We start from the raw sequence: 18,305 nt of genomic DNA on the forward strand, positions 1-18,305 counted from the left end.
GAGCCTGAACCAATTTCTGAGCCTGAACCAATTTCTGAGCCTGAACCAATTTCTGAGCCTGAACCAATTTCTGAGCCAAATCGAAATGATTCTCAATTATATTCTCAAGACAATGACCCACGTGTTTTGCTACGTTGCCCACCGCAAGAGCTGACAGGAGAATGGACACCAGAGAAGTGGGACTATTGGCTACAAGAGGCTCGTGAGAATAGCAACCTTGCGCAAGATGAGTTAGCCCTTGCTCGTCAAGGTATGATGACTGGCGACTGCAATGGAGACGCAGTATTTGTGACTGGTGTCGATAGCAAGCATTTGCAAACTACCTTTCAAGCACTGGCTGCAAAGCTACAACAGCAGTTTCCTAAGGCAGATGTAAGTTTGCAAGTAGACAGCAGTGTGATGCAAGATGAGAATAAAACCCCTGAGCTGCGTCAGCGTCAACGCGTTTTGCAAGCCACCTCAGTTGCAGAAACCATGTTACTTGAGTCACCTGTCATGCAGTATTTGTCTGCTCGTGGCGAAGGAAAAATGGGTAAGGTCAAACTTATTTAGCCATTAATATACCTATGTCATCGTTACTTTATATGGCGGAGAATCTCATTTTATTCATTTTTTCAGTGTTAATTTTTATTAAATAGTTTGCTAGATTCTTGCAAGTAGTAAAAGTAATCATTTATAAACAGCGTCTAACTACAAATTATCATAGTCAAACGCCAACGTATTGATATTACTTTGTTTTATATTTAAAAATAAATGGTACTACTGATATACGGTAATATGAAAAATGTACAAAATCCGATATACTGGTTAAGTTATATTAACAACCAGAAAGTTTACCAGGTGAGACTATGTTAGATAATTTACGCGGTATGGCTGTGTTCGCCAGTGTGGTCGGACATGGCTCTTTTAGTGGTTCGGCTCGTGAGCTTGGCATCACAACTAGTGCAGTCAGCCAACAGATACGATCACTAGAAAATGAGCTAGGTGTAGTGTTATTACATCGCTCTACACGCAAGTTAAGCCTGACTGAAGCAGGTGAGAGTTTTTATGAAGCGGCCAAAGATGTCGTTAGTGCTGCAGAGCAGGGCAGAATTAAAGTTAATCAGTTGCGTGATGAGTTAGCAGGTAGTTTGCGTATTGCTACTACACCTGAGCTTGGCGTTAATCATATTTTGCCAGCATTATCTACATGGATGGCGGCGCATGACGACTTAAGTATCACTTATCTTGCGGACAATCATTATATTGATATGATTGATGAGCGCATTGATATTGCCATACGTATGAGCCCCACAATCAATGATTCTACGTTAAGTAGTCATCCGTTGACAGATGTACGTCAAGTACTGATTGCATCGCCGCAATATTTACGTCAGCGTAAAAAACTTGAAAGCCCAAAAGATCTAGCGATGCATCAGCTAATTTGTATTGACATCATGAAAGACTCTAATCAAGTTGAGCTTACCCAGACCGAAACTGGCAAAAAGACGCGTATAAAGATGGACTCTCGTATTCATACCAACAATGTCTTTATGGCTACTACTTTGGCCAAAGAGGGGCATGGTTTGGTTAGAATGTTGGAGATGGATGCTAAAAAAGAGTTAGAAAGTGGTGAATTGGTGGAAGTATTGACAGGTTATCAGTTACCAAGCTTTGTATTATATGCAGTCACCCTAAATCGTGAGCAGCAGCCTGCAAAGATTACTCGCTGCTTAGAAGTTTTAAAAAAATACTTCCATGCTTGTTAATGGTCAATAAGCGTAAAGTTATAGAGATACGAAAAGAGCCCTAAATAAATCTTATTTAGGGCTCTTTGGTCTTTAGTATATATCAAGTATATGACAAAACCAGTTTAAAGTAAGGGCCTCAATAAGTTAACTAATCGCTCAATAACTTGCTGGCTTTCATGACGGCTGATGTTTAGTGGCGGTAATAGGCGTACGACATGACCGCCTGTGACATTGATGATTAGTTTGTGCTCATCGCGTGCTAGATCCACCAGCTGACTACAGTCCATGGTATTGGGTAAGACAATACCTATCATCATTCCAGCACCGCGACTACTAACGTCGTATTGTTGCAGCTCGTCCGTTATGCTTTTACGAATAAACTGACCTTCGGTTAACGCGTTTTCCATTATGCCGCTATTTGCCAATACATCGTACACACTATGTACTACGCGACTTGCAAGCGGTGTGCCGCCATAAGTAGAACCATGACTGCCTGCGCCGAATAAGCCGTTAGCACGTCCGCGTACCATACAGGCGCCTACAGGAAAACCATTACCAAGGCCTTTAGCAGTAGTCAATACATCAGGACGAGCGTTGCTATGTTGATAAGCAAAATATTTGCCCGTACGTCCGTTGCCAGTCTGTACTTCATCAATCATAAAGAGCCAGTTGTTTGTCTCACATTGTGCTTGTAGCTCTTCTAAATAGCTAAATCCATTAGCTGCAGTATTGAGACCGCCTTCGCCTTGAATAGGTTCGATGAATATTGCACAAATATCATCATAATCTTTGGCCGCTTGTTTGATAGCTGCGATGTCACCGAAGGGCACACGGATAAAATCATCATCTAAGGTATAAAAACCTTCACGCGCTTTAGGATTGGCAGTCGCTGATAACGATAGTAAAGTACGACCATGAAATGATTGCTCCATCACAATAACTTTTGGACGTTTAAAGCCTTGCTGGTGAGCATAAAGTCGCGCCATCTTTAGAGCAGCTTCATTGGCCTCAGCACCACTATTGGCAAAAAACACGCTATCCATTTGTGCTGCAGTACAAAGTGCTTCTCCTGCACGTTCTTGCCAATCGATGCCAAACAAATTGCTGGTATGAACCAAAGTGGCAGCCTGCTGCTGAATAGCTTCGGTAACCTTCGGATGACAATGCCCTAAGCCGCACACTGCAATGCCTGTAAGTGCATCTAAATATGGAGTTTCATCTTTGGTATATAACCAGCTTCCCGAACCATGGGTGAAGCTGATAGGCTGACGATTATAGGTAGGCATCAGATAAGTAGCTGACATGCAAAACATCCTTAAGATGATAAGTTAGTAAAATAAAAGGTATGGGCTATAGCTCGTCAGAGAAAGGGGTGGTTTCTGCAGGTAGAGTATAGTCCTCATTAGCCCATGCGCCCAAGTCAATCAGCTTACAGCGACTGCTACAAAATGGCTTGTATTTATTGTCCTGCCATGTGGTCTGAGTACCACAACGCGGGCAAGGATAGGTCTTAGGGGAAGTGTCGGGAGTCGTTTTAGTCATAATAAGGGTAATAGTAGTCTCAAGTTTATTGGTAGCATTCAGTATTATTAAGAAACAGTAATACGCAATCCTATCTATCCTTTGTTATGCTGCGATTGATAGAACCTAACGCGTTACTCACTGTTGTCATATTACTATTAAAGTGAATTGCCTATATAATAGCATGGGGCTCGATGATGACAAAAGACAAATGCTTTAAGGACAGTAGATGACTAAAAATATTGAGTTTACGCATCAGCAAAAGCGTGCATTTCAACCACAAAAACTCTCAGCACCGCGTGATTTTACCGTTCCAAGCGTTATAAAAAATAGTAACAGTAATATGCCTTTGGTGTTGGAGATTGGAGCAGGGAAGGGCAAGCATGCACTTAGTTTTGCAGCCGAGCATCCTGATAAACATCTGATTGCTATTGAACGTACACGTAATAAATTTGAAGCTTTCACCAAACTATTTGAGCAACAACTGCCAGATAACCTAACACCCATCCACGCTGATGCTATTGCATGGACTGTACACGCGCTGCCTCCCGATTGTTTGACAAGTATTTATCTGCTTTATCCAAACCCAGAACAGCATAACCTTAATCAGCAGTGGCTAAATATGCCTTTCTTCGAATTTTTATTATCTCGTTTGCAAATAGGCGGCACTGTGATTCTGGCAACCAATATAGACACCTATATGGACAATGCAGTTGAGCAGGCGACGACTGTTTGGGTATTGCCTAACAATCGCCATAAAATAGCTATTGAAAGTCAGCGTACTCACTTTGAAGTCAAGTATTTAGCTCGAGGGGAGACGTGTTGGGAGCTAGTCATGACAAAGCCTCAAGGTTATAAAACAAGGTTTGATGATTGGTGTGCAAACAACGTATAGTAATGACAAAAGTAAATAGCCTAAGTAATGGAAAATTATGTAAAACTGAATGGCATTATTGAGATATAACTATATAAAATAGCCTAAGCAAATAAAACAATAAAACAATAAAAAACCGCTACAAAGAGCGGTTTTCAAAATTTAAGGAGGGTCGATAATAATTTTATAAAAAAGGTTTTACCAATTTTTCTGAATTAGTATGCGCATTAACAACCGTCAAAAAAGTGTAAGCACCAATAAATTTACGGCTAATAAACATAAACTCTTTTGGAGGTAAATTAAATTCGAACGACTGAATCGCTTGTGTAGCACGCTCTGATATACGTGAATGCAATTTACTATTGGCCCAAATATAACGTTTTTGTTCATCTAAACAGTCTGCAGGAATATCAAGGTTAGCATCAGGATGACTAAAAGGTTCTGTCGCAAGCAAAAATAATGAGGCGATATCGGAACGAACTTTATCACTCATCGTATTAAAAAAGTCATAACCTGTCATACCTTCTACCATTAATTGATGATCATGATGGTAGCCTGCACGTAATAAGTTACGCGCAATGGTCAATAGCGTATTATCAAACTGCCTAATAGCGCCAAAATCTAATAAGATAAGTTTATCTAACTCTTCAAAGTTATCACTGATACGTACCAAGTAATTACCAAAGTTTGGATCAGTTTGCATCTCACCCCAAACGAAAATCTCCTGCGTCATAACTTCTATGGCTGCTTGACCAATAGCATTGCGTCGTTCATGCGATATCAATTGCAGCGCTTCTGAGGTGACAGAGACACCAGGCTCATAAGTCATACACAGTAAACGCTTGCTTGAGTAATTACGATTAATCTTCGGTACGATATAGCGAGGATCGTCAACCAGACGACTATAAAAGCGCTCTGTCGTTGCAGCTTCAGTATTGTAATCAACTTCATTATGGAGTAGGTCGCGTATCTCTTCAAACCAAGTGTCAAGTGCACGTGTTTGTGGTACCACGTTACTTACCTTTAGTAAGCGTTTAAACAGTGCAAGATCAGAGTCGATCGCTTCTGCTACACCTGGATACTGTATTTTTAGTACGACTTGCTCGCCAGTTTCTAGTACCGTTGCACGGTGAACTTGGGCAAGGGAGGCGGTACCAATAGGAACCGAATCCACTTCGAGCTCATTTAGCTTGTCACCTAATATATGCTGAAGGGTTTGTTCTATTTTTGGCCAAGCGAGAGTAGCCGTGTCATCATTAAGCGTTTGCAACGCTTTGGTGATTTCTGGCGGTAATATATGCTCACCATACAACGCCAACATTTGACCAATCTTAACCACTGAGCCTTTTAGTTTACCTAGCTCTTCTGCGACATAGTTTGCTTGCGCCTCCATAAAAACTTGATTGCGCTTCGAGCGTGCCTGCTTATCCAAAAATATACCAGACATACTATTACCTGCCCAACGACGACCAATGTTCAAAGAGGTTTTGGCAATCGATAATCGACGTTCAAACCCAGAGGTTTTTAGGGTGTCAATTGATTGCCTATTGTTATTAGAAGGTCTAGACGTATCATGTGCCATAAATATAACCATTCATCAGATTGTACTGATTTGCGGGTTTAAGACTAACAATACAAGGAACATGCAAGGTTAGTATACAAAGTCGTACTGACCTTTAGGTCATAATACGAATGAAAATACTAAAACACCCCAGCTCATGTTTAAACTGGGGTTTGAGTCATATAACTTATTAATAAAACAAAATATTGGGACAAAATATACTGTCTCAAATACGACTGGGTCTAAGACTGCTCGCGTGTAATAGCATGATGACCTATGTCACGGCGATAATGCGCACCATCGAAACTGATAGCACCTGTGACGGCAAGTGCTGCTTGTTGCGCGTCTAAAATACTATCTGCTAAAGCAGTCACGCACAATACACGGCCACCATTTGTAATCACTTCTTTAGCATTATTATCATAGCTTGCATCTTGTGAACCAAGGTCAGTGCCATCTTGAGAAAATGCAGTACCTGCATGAAAAACTTTGACTGAGTCATCGTTATCAACGCCAAGTTCGGGCAAGCCAGCAATCACATCACCTTTCGATGAAGTTTCAGGATAGCCTTTAGAGGCGATAACAATACCAAGGGCAGGGCGCGTATCCCATTTAGCTGCATTCGGCAATTGACCTGCCAGTCCTTGAGCAATTAAGTCTACCATAGATGACTGAAGACGCATCAAAATAGGCTGCGTTTCTGGATCGCCAAAACGGCAATTGAATTCGATGACATAAGGGTCGCCTGACTTATCGATCATCAGACCTGCATACAAAAAGCCTGTATAAGGATGACCTGCAGCTTTCATGGCATCAACCACTGGCTGAATCACTTGCGCCATCACTTTATCATGCACGTCTTGAGTGACTACTGGTGCTGGAGAATACGCGCCCATACCGCCTGTGTTGGGACCAGTATCGCCTTCATACGCACGCTTATGATCTTGGCTGGTCGCCATTGGTAAAATGTTATCACCATCAATCATACAGATAAAGCTTGCTTCCTCGCCTTGTAAAAACTGCTCAATCACCACACGACTACCAGCATCGCCAAACTTATTGTCCGCTAGCATATCGTCAATTGCATCATAAGCCTGTTCAATAGTCTCAGCTACAATAACGCCTTTGCCAGCAGCGAGACCATCTGCTTTGATGACGATCGGTGCGCCTTGTTCATCGATATAAGCTTTAGCAGCTGTCGCATCGGTGAATCCTTGATAGGCAGCAGTAGGAATATTGTTCTGAGCCATAAATTCTTTAGCAAAGGTCTTTGAACCTTCTAACTGAGCGCAATAGGCAGTCGGCCCCCATGCTTTGATACCAGCATCACGGCAAGCGTCAATAATACCGGTAACCAATGGAGCTTCAGGACCAACAATAACCATATCAATGGCATTATTTTGGCAAAATTCGATGACAGCGCTATGTTCACTTGCGTCACTACTGGTAGATTTTAAGACAACATTTTGGCATTTGGGTTCCAAAGCGGAGCCAGCATTACCAGGTGCGACATAGATACGCTGCACGTTATCATTTTTGGCACATTGCCAAGCCAATGCGTGTTCGCGACCACCTGAGCCGATCACCAAAATATTCATCATACATCTTACCCTTAATTAAGCGTTAATAGTGAAACAGTAAAGCACTGTTAAACATACTGCCGTATTCTAACAAAAAAGTCTCACCCATTGCCATTCGTATCTATTGGCTAACCTTACTTCAAACAACCTTATCAATATATATCTACCCACAGACATTGGCTAAAAAATTTGTTTGGTCAAAATATTGTCTACTAACATTTAGTAAAAGCATAGAATATCTACATAAAAGAATATTTAAAAGATATTACTATCAAATTAGCGATATAATGAACAAATATCTTATGAATAAAGGTTATCAAGACGGTACGTATTCATGAAATAATTTTTTACACTTTAGCTATACTGATAGGTGGGTTACAATCCATCAGACTAGCGAAGTATACGGGTCAAAGACGTTTGAATAGTAGAATATCAAACAAAAACGTAAACGACATTTAATTAAAAAAATCAAACTTATAAAAAGGACGAACGCTATGCCCAACTCTCTTGGTATCACAAAAGAGCGCATTGGCCAGATAAGTGATATTGCAACCAGTTATGTGCAAAAAGACAAATCACTACTTGATCATTTTATCAATAGCTATTATCGACCGCTGCACCATGAAACTGCAGACGTCATAAATGATGCTGATTTAGCAGGTATGGCATTACATCACTTTACGCTACTAAAAGCCTATGAAGGTAGTAAGCCGCAGTTAGCGGTCTTTAACCCTATCGCTGAAGAACAGCATTTTCATAGCTCACATACTATTATCCAAATGGTGGCATACGATCGACCGTTTTTGGTAGATACAATGCTTATGAGCCTTGAAGCACAAGGTATCGATGTTCACCGCACTTATAATACAATCATCAGCGTGACGCGAGATGAAAACGGCGATTTGTCCCAAGTTGATAATGCTGATGAAAGTGCGACGTCTAATATGTCGCTCATCCATTGCGAGATTGCATATCAAAATGATGATGAGTTAGAGGCGCTACATCAGATACTTTTAGATAAAGTTGATACGCTTGATACCGTGGTTGGCGACTGGAAGGAGATGCGTGCACGTTTAACTGATATTCAAACTGAGCTGTCACAAAAGCCACTACCGGAAGTTTATTATTCTCAGCAAGAAATTCAAGCCTTTTTAGATTGGATTTTAGACGACCACTTTATATTTTTAGGCTATCGTGAGTATCGTCTCGAAGGTGGCAATTATATCGCTGTTGATGACAAGTCAGACAATAACAAACAAGGCGGTGCCAACCAAAATGCCGATCTAGATTTGTTTGCCATTGGTAATAGTGGTCTTGGTCTACTACGCGGCGCTGAAGAAGATAAGCTATCAGAAAGCTTTGATAGACTGCCTAAAGAACTCAAACAGCTTTTGACCGAGCCGCGAGTGTTAATGTTGTCTAAATCAAGCCGCGTGTCACCTGTTCATCGCCCAGTATATATGGATTTCTTAGGTATTCATAAGTTCGATGATAATGGCAAACTGGTTGGTGAATACCGTTTTATTGGTCTTTTAACATCTCAAGCCTATCAGCTTAGCGTACAACAAATCCCGCTGTTACGTGAAAAAGCCAACAAAATTATGGCGATGGCTGACTTACCGCGTGCAGGACATGCTTATTATAAAATGATGCATGTTATTAATACTTTACCGCGTGATGATCTGTTTCAAGCCAGCGTTGAAGAGTTATATCCTATCGTTTCTGGTATCACCCAATTACAGGACAAAAAGAGCCTACGCTTATTTAGCCGTATTGACCATTATCAACGCTTTGTGTCGTGCCTTGTTTATATCCCTCGTGATAAATTCAACACTGAATTGCGCATTGAAGTACAAAAAGTGCTAAAAGAAGCTTATGGTGGTACATCATCTGGCTTTACGACTGAATTCAACGAATCTGAACACGCTCGCGTACACGTACACGTGCGCACGGTACCAGGTCAAGTTAACGATGTCGATAACGCTGCACTTGAGGCTGAACTATCAGCACTTATGAAATCATGGACTGATCATTATCAGCAAATGCTGCTGGATAATGTTGGGGAACAACAAGCCAATTCCTTAACGCGTCGTTTCCTAGACTACATTCCTGCAGCTTACGAAGAGCGTTTTGATGCGCGTACGGCGGTTGAAGATACCAAGCGTTTGGCAAGCTTGAGCGATGAGCAGCCGATGATTTGGCATTTATACCAGTCAACAGGAGATGCAGGAAATCAGTTGCACCTAAAACTGTATGGTCGCAATCAACCAGTAATTTTATCCAAAGTACTACCGATTCTAGAAAACTTTGGTGTATCAGTTATCTCAGCACAGACATATGAGTTTGACCTGCCGGATCAACCGATTTGGATGCAAGAATATGAGCTGATATTAGAAAACGTCAATACTGTCAATATGCAAGTCGTGCGTGGTCAGTTTGAAGACAGTCTAAAGCAAATCTGGGCTGGACGTGTTGAGAGCGACTCCTTCAACGAGCTGGTATTAATTACTAAACTAGATACTTATGATGTGGTCGTACTGCGTGCGTTATCGCGCTATATGATACAAGCAAAAGCACCTTTCTCTAGTGCTTATATCCAGCAAACTGTGGTGAAAAATAGCGCTATCAGTGTGACTTTAGGCAGTTTGTTTGATGCGCGCATGAACCCTAAACATAGTGAAGAGGAACGCCGCGAAAAAACCACTCAGATTGAACAACAAATCATCGCTGCATTGGCAGATGTAGATAGTTTGGATGAAGATCGAATCTTGCGCTGGTACTTGGACTTAATCAATGCCATGGTACGTACAAACTTTTATCAAACCGATAGCAATGGTCAGCGTAAAGACCGCTTATCGTTTAAGTTCTTAGCAGCCAATATTCCTAACTTGCCTAAGCCTAAATTGATGTTTGAAATATTTGTTTATTCACCACGCGTTGAAGCAGTACATATGCGTGGCGGCAAGGCGGCTCGTGGTGGTTTGCGCTGGTCAGATCGGATGGAAGATTTCCGTACCGAAGTTCTCGGGCTAGTCAAAGCGCAGATGGTTAAGAATGCGGTGATTGTGCCAGTAGGCTCAAAGGGCGGCTTTATTGTCAAAACCAAAACCATGGCTGATGGCCGTGAAGCGTTTCAAGCAGAAGGCATTGCCTGCTACCAAGCGTTTTTACGCGGTATGCTTGATGTCACTGACAATATCGTTGATGGACAAATTGTCCCGCCAGCTGATACTGTGCGTTATGACGAAGATGATCCGTACTTGGTAGTGGCTGCCGATAAAGGGACAGCGACGTTCTCTGATATTGCCAACGCTTTGTCTGCTGAATATAACTTCTGGCTGGACGATGCCTTTGCTTCAGGTGGCTCAGTTGGCTATGATCATAAAGCGATGGGTATTACGGCTCGCGGTGGTTGGGAGTCCGTCAAGCGTCATTTCCGTATGCGTGGTATGGATATCCAAAATCGTGATGACTTTACTGTGGTTGGTATTGGTGACATGAGTGGTGATGTCTTTGGTAACGGTATGCTGCAATCTACCCATACCAAGCTAGTCGCTGCTTTTAACCATCTGCATATCTTTGTTGATCCTAATCCTGATACCGCTGCTTCTTACGCAGAGCGCGAGCGTTTGTTTAAAATGCCACGCTCGACGTGGGATGATTATGAAAAATCGCTCATCAGTCAAGGCGGCGGTGTGTTCTCTCGTCAAGATAAGAGCATCACCATCAGTGCTGAGATGAAAGCGCTGTTCGATATCAGTGAAGATAGTCTTGCGCCTAATGATTTTATCAGTGCATTACTAAAATCGCCTGTTGACCTCATCTGGAACGGTGGTATCGGCACTTACGTGAAAAGCGAAAACGAGAGCCATTCTGATGTCGGTGACCGTGCTAACGACGCGGTACGTGTCAATGGTGGTGAGCTGCGTACGGCGGTCGTGGGTGAAGGTGGTAACTTAGGCTTTACCCAGCAAGGCCGTATCGAATATGCACAAACGGGTGGCCGTATTTATACCGATGCTATCGACAACTCAGGCGGTGTTAACTGCTCAGATCACGAAGTTAATATCAAAATCTTACTTGGCAAAGTCGTTGAGCAAGGTGATATGACCTTAAAACAGCGTAATGAATTGCTTGAGTCTATGACCGATACCGTAGCAGAGCTGGTATTGCGCCAAAACTATCTACAACCCCAAGCGATTGAGCTCAGCCACATTCGTGCGGCGGCCAATTTAAGTGATCATCAACGCTTTATCCAGATGTTGGAGAGTGAAGGGCGTCTGGATCGCGCGATCGAGTATTTGCCATCGGATGAAGATATTGCCAAACGTCAAAAAGCAACCACTGGCCTAACCAACCCAGAGTTAGCAGTCGTCATGGCTTATGGCAAGATGTGGGTATATGACAATCTGCTACTGTCTGATTTGCCAGATGATCCGTATTTCGTCAATGAGTTACGTAAGTACTTCCCTGATGAGCTGGCTACGCGGTTCTTTGATGAGATGACTGAGCACCGCTTGCATCGTGAGATTATTAGTACTTATTTGACCAATAGTGTGGTTAACCGCTTAGGTATTGAGGCACTGTTCCGTCTCTATGAAGAAACCGATCAATCATTGGCAACCATCGTACGGGGTTACGCTATTAGCCGTGATGTCTTCAATGTCTCAATAGCATGGAAAAAGCTTGAAGCGTTAGATAACCAAATTGACGCAACACTGCTGCTAAAACTTGAGCTGCGTCTGCGTGATGCGCTTGAGCAAGGTGTTGTCTGGTTTATCAATGCCTTTGGACAAGACTTGCAAGTCGCTGATATGATTAATCGCTTTAGAAGCAGTGTTGAAAAATTAACCAAATCTGGCGGTTTCATTGAACAGCAATTTGCAGAATATTTGCAAGAGGATGCCACCAGCTTGATGCAAGAAGATCTGTCCGAGAGTGATGCGACGATGTTTGCGATGCTACCTTATCATGTCGATGCGCTAGATGCGGCATTATTGGCTGAGCAATATGAGCGACCTGTCGATGAAATTGCAACGCTGTACTTTGAGGCGTACCATGTCTTACAGTTAGATTGGATGATGGATAATATCGCCACTTTACCGCAGCATGATTATTGGGATCGCCGTGCGCGCCATGCCCTAGTCAATGAGCTATCACGTAGCTTGCGCTTATTGATGGATGCGCTGTTATCTAAACCAGATGCCAAGCAAGCATTTAGCAAGTGGCGTTCTCGTCATCTCGATCAGCTAGCAGCAGTAACGACAGAGATGCATAAGCTTGATGATATTTATGGTGAAGATGAAGACAGTCAGGTTGGTTTATCAACACTGTCAGTACTAATGAGTGAACTAAGTGGTATTGTTACCAAGTAATTAGTATTTATGATACCTATGAAAGCCCACTGTTAATTTATTTAGCAGTGGGCTTTTATTGGCTGATACAAGCCATTATTATTTTTTGATGATTTTATATGACTATCTTTTGACAGCCTTGACCACTGATTTGACTAAAGCCGCCAGAGAGTTTTTCGACTTTTATTTGGGTTAAGATACGATCTTTTAACGCCTGTACGTGAGAGATGATGCCGATCAATTTACCTTCTTGCTGTAAGCTGGTTAAGGTATCGAGTGCAATATCTAAGGAGTCTTCATCAAGCGTACCAAAGCCTTCATCCAAAAATAACGAGTCAACGCGAATGTTATGACTGGCCATCTGTGAAAGACCAAGCGCCAATGCTAGACTGATAATAAAGCATTCACCGCCAGAAAGGTTTTTGGTACTGCGAATATCACCGCCTTGATAGTTGTCGATGACATTAAGCTCAAGCGGACTGCACTCATCATGAATGAGTAAATAACGATCACTCATCTTTTGCAATTGCGTATTGGCATGACTAATCATGACCTCAAACGTTAAGCCTTGGGCAAAGGTGCGATATTTTTTGCCATCAGCTGAGCCAATTAGCGTGTGTAGCTGCTGCCAGATTTGTAGTTTCTGTTTTTGCGCATCAATCGCAACGAGCTGTTCCGCTTGTTGGCCTTTTTGATTATCGTTATCTTTGAGCTTTTGGTCAATTGCACCGATTTTTTGACTTAACTCATCGATATCCGTTTGTATTTGCTTATGCTGGCTTGCAAGCGTTTCTTGGCTTTCCTCGGTCATAGCAGTAGCAAGTTTTAGCGTTAACGCTTGCTGGGTACTATCTAATTGTAGTTTCGCTTGCTGTAGCGCATTATCAAGTGCTAATTTACGTGTATGTAATGCTTCTCGCGCTTCTTTCGGCAAGCGAGCGCTAACGAATGCCGCTTCATCCACAAACTGTGACTCTGTAAGTAACTCTGTAAAGGCGCTTTGCTGCGTATTTAAGGTGGTAGTCGCAGACCGCAGCTCTGTGGTCAGCTGATGCTTGCTACGCTCCAACTGCTCTAAATCGTGCTCTACCTTATCTAACTGTCTTTGTGCAGACGCTTGCTTAGATTTCGCTTCATCGACAATATTGCGTAACCGATCTTCTTCAGTATCTGTATTTTTATCGGCGAAAATCTCTTTTCTATCTTGCTGTAATTGTTCAATAACTCTAATTTGATTAGTAATTGAATTATGCAATTCTTTGAGCGCTATTTCATCATGACCAAGCTGTGTTTGCTTGGTTTCAATCTGCGCAGTCAAACTGCTTAAGGTATTGGTTAGCTGATGCTGGCTATTTTTTTGCTCATTAAAATGTTGTTTTAACTGGTTTAAAGCGCTGCGCTGTTGACGCAGTTTTTCAATATGACGGTCATAGTCTGCGCGATCTATTACCGTTTGCTTATCAAAACTATCATCTAGTTGCTTAAGTGCTTGAGATACGTCTGCCGCATTGAGCGCCGTCGTTAAATAATCTTTATATTTATCTGCAGGATACTTGTGCGTTAGCGATGAAACAGTAGTCATAACCGGCGTTAGCTCCGAGAAGTTAGCAGCAAGCTTATCTTCTATTCCAACAATCTTTTGCGAGTTAAGCTTGATGTTAGTTGTCAGGTTGTTAATGTCATGACTGACCGCTTGTTGCTTTTTTTCATCAGCTTCAATAGCCGTACTGAGTTTTGTCGCACTTTCAGTTAAGTGCTCATATTCGACCACTATGGTTTTAAGAGACTGTTTATGTTCATTCAGGTGGTGTTTGGCGGTGTCTAATGAGGATAAGATAGGCTCTATGTTCGCAGTAGTCGCATCAATGTTATCGTTTATCTGCGTAAGAGGGTCGATAATTGCTGCGATTGCTTCAGAGTAATCGTTCTTAGTCTCAAATAGCAAATGTAGGTCAGACTGGATATCCTCATGTAAGGTTTTAGATCGCTGCTGTAGGGGCGCTAATTGTTGCTCTTGGTTATTCAGTGTCTCTTTTTTTGTGGCATGTTCGATATTGTGTTTTGATAAAGCCTGCTCAAGATTATCAATAATGGTCTCTAGTTCCGCTATTTGTAGCCGAGCTTGTTGTGTTTTAGACGGCTGATTGTGATTAGCATTGTCATTGTCTAGTAGTGGATGATGTGCGCCATAAGGGTGTTCATGCGCACCGCAGAGTGGGCAGGGCGTCCCATCTTCTAGTTCTGCTATATAATCTTCAAGCTTGGCGACCTTTTGCAACAAATCTAGATGCTCTTGTCTTTCTTGCTTTTTGAGCTTAGTAACTTCAATATCTGACTTATGATCAGCAATGAGTGTTTCTAAGGAAGTTAATTCCTTATTTAGTGTGGGTAGCGAGAGCTTCGTCTTTTCGATTTGACGAGTAAGTTCAGACAGCTGCTGTAGCTTAAAGCTGGCTTGTACAATCTGAGCGCTTATCTGATCGACTTGCTCTTGCTCACGGCGCATACTAGCAAGCGATTGTTTTTCGATAAGTGCCGCTTGCTGCTGTTGTAAGCTTGTAAGTTGCTCGCGTTGCTTGGTTATCGCTATCTGATTTGCGTCTTGCTGTTTAGATAAATTATCAAAACGAGCTTGTAGCTGGCTTGATTGAGTGTCCTGCGCAAACTTATCCGCCGCTAAGCTGACGTTATCTTCTAACAATGCTTTTAACCGGCTACAGTTGCTATCAAAGGTCGCCACGTCTGTGTCGAGAGCGTTTAGTTCTTGGAAATCGCTAAAATACTTTTCTATACTGCTAAGCTGAGTCTTAGTGTCTTGTTCTATTTGGCTGTGGCTGGCTATTTCGTGGCGTAATCGCTGCGTATTATTGACTAAGTCGTCTTTACGTTGATTATCGTCTACCAAAGAATGGGATTGCTGTTTTATCTCAGCATCCAACTCACGTGTCTTTGTAATAATAGGCAGAGTGGTTTGCAGATTATCTGTTGCTTGCTTTTCAATGGTAGTGATATCGTTTAAATGAGTCGTAGCTTGTGTAAGCACTGCCTGCTGAGATGGGATCTTACTGAGTAACTGATGTTGTTCACTGCTAAGTCGATTGACCAACTCTCGGCTATAGCTTAGCTCTCGAAAGTGGCTATCAATTTCCAAGGCTTTATTAGCAATATCTAGGCGCTCGGCTTCTGGAATAAAATCTGTCTGTGCCTGCTGTGCCACTACAAACTCGGTCTGATAGGTTGATAAACTTTGCTGTAGCTGCTGAACGCTGTCCAGCCATTGTAGCTGCTCGCTTAGGGTTTTGAAGGTTTGGCGCTGCTTGCTTTGCTGCTCATTCAGAGTCTCTAACTCTGCTGCCAGTCGCTTTTCATCCTCAGGGCTTAACAAGGATAAGCTATCCACGCCTGCTTGTAGCTTGCCAAGCGCTTCTTTTTCAGTACGATGTTTCTCATGGACGTTTAGCGATATTTTGGCATAGATGGCAGTACCGGTTATTTTCTCTAAAATGGCCGCTCTATCGCCAATATCAGACTTTAAAAACGCGGCAAAACTGCCCTGTGCTAGCATAATTGAGCGGGTAAATTGATTAAAATCCATGCCGATGAGGTCTTGAATATAGGCGGAAGTTTTGGATTTTTTCTCTTCTAAAATTTTGCCAGTTTTGACCTCACTAATCTCATGTCTAATCGGTAATAAGTTACCTTTGGCTTTTTTGTGAGCGCGATGTTGGTACCAATAGCATTGATAACGTTTGGCATCAATCTCGATAATAACTTCTGCTGAGCATTCACCCGTACCTTGGGTCATGATTTCGTTCGTCGAGCCGGTAATATCGCCCAATCTTGGCGTTTGACTATAAAGCGCTAAGCAAATTGCATCCAAGATGGTGGTCTTGCCAGCGCCCGTCTGCCCAGTAATGGCAAAAATGCCTTCATTCAGAAAAGCGGGGTCACTAAAGTCGATGTGCCATTCACCTTTTAGGGAGTTGAGGTTTTTAAGTCGTAGTTCAATCAGTCGCATGGGCAGGTCTTATTTTTATATAGAGTAGTTATAAAGAGAGTGGTGACCAGAAGTTTTTGACTAGCATCTAAAATGCGCTGCTATTATTCAGCCTGAGTATCTTCATGCTGCAGGTTATAAACGATTTGATCATACGCGTTACGTAAGGACGATTTTTGTTCATCAGGGATATTGTGAGTGGTCAGGCAACGCTCAAATACCTCTGCTTCATTTAAGTCTTGGAGAGTCTCAGAGATTTGCTGTTGGTTCAGCACTTTATTATAGGTACGCGTGTTTTTAATTTTTAATACTTCACACGGCAAACCATCTACCATCGCCTGAATATGCTCACGCAACTCACTGACCACGTCATCACCCGTATAAATAATTTCAAGCCAAACAGATTCTGATGCATCAAGAGCTTGGATGATTTTATCAATAGCCTGACTAATAAACTCTAAGTCGCCTGATATTTGCGCCAATTTTTGGAACTTTGGAATGGGTAGGGAAACCACTTGCATCTGACGTGACTCATCATCATGCAGCTGTTGATGTGCTAACTTAGCACCTGTTTGAGTTAAACCTTCTTCAACCGTGCTTTCTTCCTTTGCATCACTTTCTACTGAGTCATCAAATCCAAACAAATCGTCCATAAAGTCAGTCGCCTGACTGGCTACTTTTTTAGCGGCTTTTTCTACCGATTTTTCAATCTTAGTCACTGTATCGGTAAGCTGAGGCATACTGCTTGTAGCAGTAGTATTTGATGCCGATTTTTGCTCGCTAAAATCATTTTTCACATCGCCAAACTGTACCAGCAATACTTGTTTTTGTTGCTTGGCTTCACCAAAACCCATGGCAATCGGTGAGCCTGAATAGCGAATGGTCTCACGGCCGCCGACCCGCTGCGGGACGTGCAGGTGCCCAAGGGCGACATAATCAAAGCCATCGTCAAACATATCAGCAGATACCTTACTAAGCGAACCGACATAAAGATCGCGCACGCCGTCGTCTTCGGTAGTCTTGCCGCCAGCTGCAAACAGATGGCCTGTGGCAATGATCGGGATATAACGCTGGTTTGCTTCGGCTAATTCTGTTTGCTTCGCTTTGGCAATACTGGCGACGTTATCATAATGGGCGCGAATGCCGTTGATTACATTGGCGTCTTTGCTATCCATCGACTCACCAGCGCTACTGCTACGGACATCACGATCACGCAGATAAGGCACAGCGGCGATGATGCAGTGCGGCGCGCCGTCTGTGTCATCTAATACCAAGACCTCATCGTTTAAGTCCTCGCAAGCGGTGCCGATGACATGGACGTTTAAGAATTTTAATACATTGCTTGGAGCGTCTAAAAAAGTAGGGGAATCATGATTGCCCGCGACAATGATGATATGTTGGCAGCATGATTTTGAGACCCTACCTAAAAATTCATAATATAGCGCTTGCGCCCGGTTACTCGGCGTCATAGTGTCAAAAATATCACCTGCGACAATTAATACATCGACTTTTTGCGCGCTAATGGTGCTGTATAACCAGTCAAGAAAGGCCTCAAACTCGTCATAACGCATACGGCCGTACAGCCTGCGCCCCAAATGCCAATCTGAGGTGTGTAAGATGTTTAAAGGTTTAGTAGGCATGAACTTGGTATCGGCAGGTGTAGACATAGTTGAGCTTAAGAATGTTTA

9 protein-coding genes and 1 pseudogene are annotated in these 18,305 nt (G+C 42.5%); 4 read left to right on the plus strand and 6 right to left on the minus strand.

The features are described 5' to 3' along the window. Both ACS8FB_RS04700 and ACS8FB_RS04705 read left to right on the plus strand, forming a co-directional pair. A pseudogene (locus ACS8FB_RS04700) lies at positions 1 to 552 on the plus strand (DNA polymerase III subunit gamma/tau); the annotation flags it as partial. Positions 553 to 848: 296 nt separating this feature from the next. Next, complete coding sequence (locus ACS8FB_RS04705; RefSeq protein WP_439261306.1) at positions 849 to 1,748, plus strand: LysR family transcriptional regulator; 900 nt, start codon at positions 849 to 851, stop codon at positions 1,746 to 1,748. Between the two features lie 104 nt (positions 1,749 to 1,852). On the opposite strand, the gene ACS8FB_RS04710 is transcribed toward ACS8FB_RS04705, so the two are convergent. After that, positions 1,853 to 3,034: an aspartate aminotransferase family protein gene (locus ACS8FB_RS04710; RefSeq protein ID WP_439261307.1), complete on the minus strand. Its 1,182-nt coding sequence runs from the start codon at positions 3,032 to 3,034 to the stop codon at positions 1,853 to 1,855. A 46-nt stretch (positions 3,035 to 3,080) separates the two neighbouring features. After that, positions 3,081 to 3,272, minus strand: coding sequence for a DNA gyrase inhibitor YacG (locus tag ACS8FB_RS04715; protein ID WP_439261308.1), 192 nt, complete (start codon positions 3,270 to 3,272; stop codon positions 3,081 to 3,083). Between the two features lie 208 nt (positions 3,273 to 3,480). Here ACS8FB_RS04715 and ACS8FB_RS04720 point away from each other — a divergent pair, with 208 nt between their 5' ends. After that, positions 3,481 to 4,146 (plus strand): class I SAM-dependent methyltransferase, encoded by a 666-nt coding sequence (locus ACS8FB_RS04720; protein ID WP_439261309.1) that lies wholly within the window; start codon positions 3,481 to 3,483, stop codon positions 4,144 to 4,146. Positions 4,147 to 4,309: 163 nt separating this feature from the next. On the opposite strand, the gene ACS8FB_RS04725 is transcribed toward ACS8FB_RS04720, so the two are convergent. Together ACS8FB_RS04725 and purD are read right to left on the minus strand one after the other, a co-directional pair. Continuing rightward, positions 4,310 to 5,707, minus strand: coding sequence for an ABC1 kinase family protein (locus ACS8FB_RS04725; RefSeq protein WP_439261310.1), 1,398 nt, complete (start codon positions 5,705 to 5,707; stop codon positions 4,310 to 4,312). A gap of 221 nt (positions 5,708 to 5,928) precedes the next feature. After that, on the minus strand, positions 5,929 to 7,284 hold the full coding sequence (purD, locus tag ACS8FB_RS04730) for a phosphoribosylamine--glycine ligase (RefSeq protein WP_439261624.1): 1,356 nt from the start codon (positions 7,282 to 7,284) through the stop codon (positions 5,929 to 5,931). 476 nt (positions 7,285 to 7,760) lie between these two features. On the opposite strand from purD, the gene ACS8FB_RS04735 reads away from it, so the two are divergent. Next, complete coding sequence (locus ACS8FB_RS04735; protein ID WP_439261311.1) at positions 7,761 to 12,641, plus strand: NAD-glutamate dehydrogenase; 4,881 nt, start codon at positions 7,761 to 7,763, stop codon at positions 12,639 to 12,641. Positions 12,642 to 12,735: 94 nt separating this feature from the next. On the opposite strand, the gene ACS8FB_RS04740 is transcribed toward ACS8FB_RS04735, so the two are convergent. Then, on the minus strand, positions 12,736 to 16,638 hold the full coding sequence (locus ACS8FB_RS04740) for an AAA family ATPase (RefSeq protein ID WP_439261312.1): 3,903 nt from the start codon (positions 16,636 to 16,638) through the stop codon (positions 12,736 to 12,738). An 83-nt stretch (positions 16,639 to 16,721) separates the two neighbouring features. Further along, positions 16,722 to 18,284 carry an exonuclease SbcCD subunit D C-terminal domain-containing protein gene (locus ACS8FB_RS04745; RefSeq protein ID WP_439261313.1) on the minus strand — a complete coding sequence of 521 codons (1,563 nt, stop codon included), beginning with the start codon at positions 18,282 to 18,284 and terminating at the stop codon, positions 16,722 to 16,724. Positions 18,285 to 18,305 lie beyond the last annotated feature (21 nt).

The sequence above is a fragment of the Psychrobacter sp. 1U1 genome (assembly GCF_051847535.1).
In the GTDB taxonomy this organism is placed as follows: Bacteria; Pseudomonadota; Gammaproteobacteria; order Pseudomonadales; family Moraxellaceae; genus Psychrobacter; species Psychrobacter saeujeotis.

Coding starts and splice junctions, on each gene's coding strand:
- ACS8FB_RS04740 (WP_439261312.1), bottom strand. CDS start 16,638: ATGCGACTGATTGAACTACGACTTAAAAACCTCAACTCCCTAAAAGGT.
- ACS8FB_RS04745 (WP_439261313.1), bottom strand. CDS start 18,284: ATGTCTACACCTGCCGATACCAAGTTCATGCCTACTAAACCTTTAAAC.
- purD (WP_439261624.1), bottom strand. CDS start 7,284: ATGAATATTTTGGTGATCGGCTCAGGTGGTCGCGAACACGCATTGGCT.
- ACS8FB_RS04710 (WP_439261307.1), bottom strand. CDS start 3,034: ATGTCAGCTACTTATCTGATGCCTACCTATAATCGTCAGCCTATCAGC.
- ACS8FB_RS04715 (WP_439261308.1), bottom strand. CDS start 3,272: ATGACTAAAACGACTCCCGACACTTCCCCTAAGACCTATCCTTGCCCG.
- ACS8FB_RS04720 (WP_439261309.1), top strand. CDS start 3,481: ATGACTAAAAATATTGAGTTTACGCATCAGCAAAAGCGTGCATTTCAA.
- ACS8FB_RS04725 (WP_439261310.1), bottom strand. CDS start 5,707: ATGGCACATGATACGTCTAGACCTTCTAATAACAATAGGCAATCAATT.
- ACS8FB_RS04735 (WP_439261311.1), top strand. CDS start 7,761: ATGCCCAACTCTCTTGGTATCACAAAAGAGCGCATTGGCCAGATAAGT.
- ACS8FB_RS04705 (WP_439261306.1), top strand. CDS start 849: ATGTTAGATAATTTACGCGGTATGGCTGTGTTCGCCAGTGTGGTCGGA.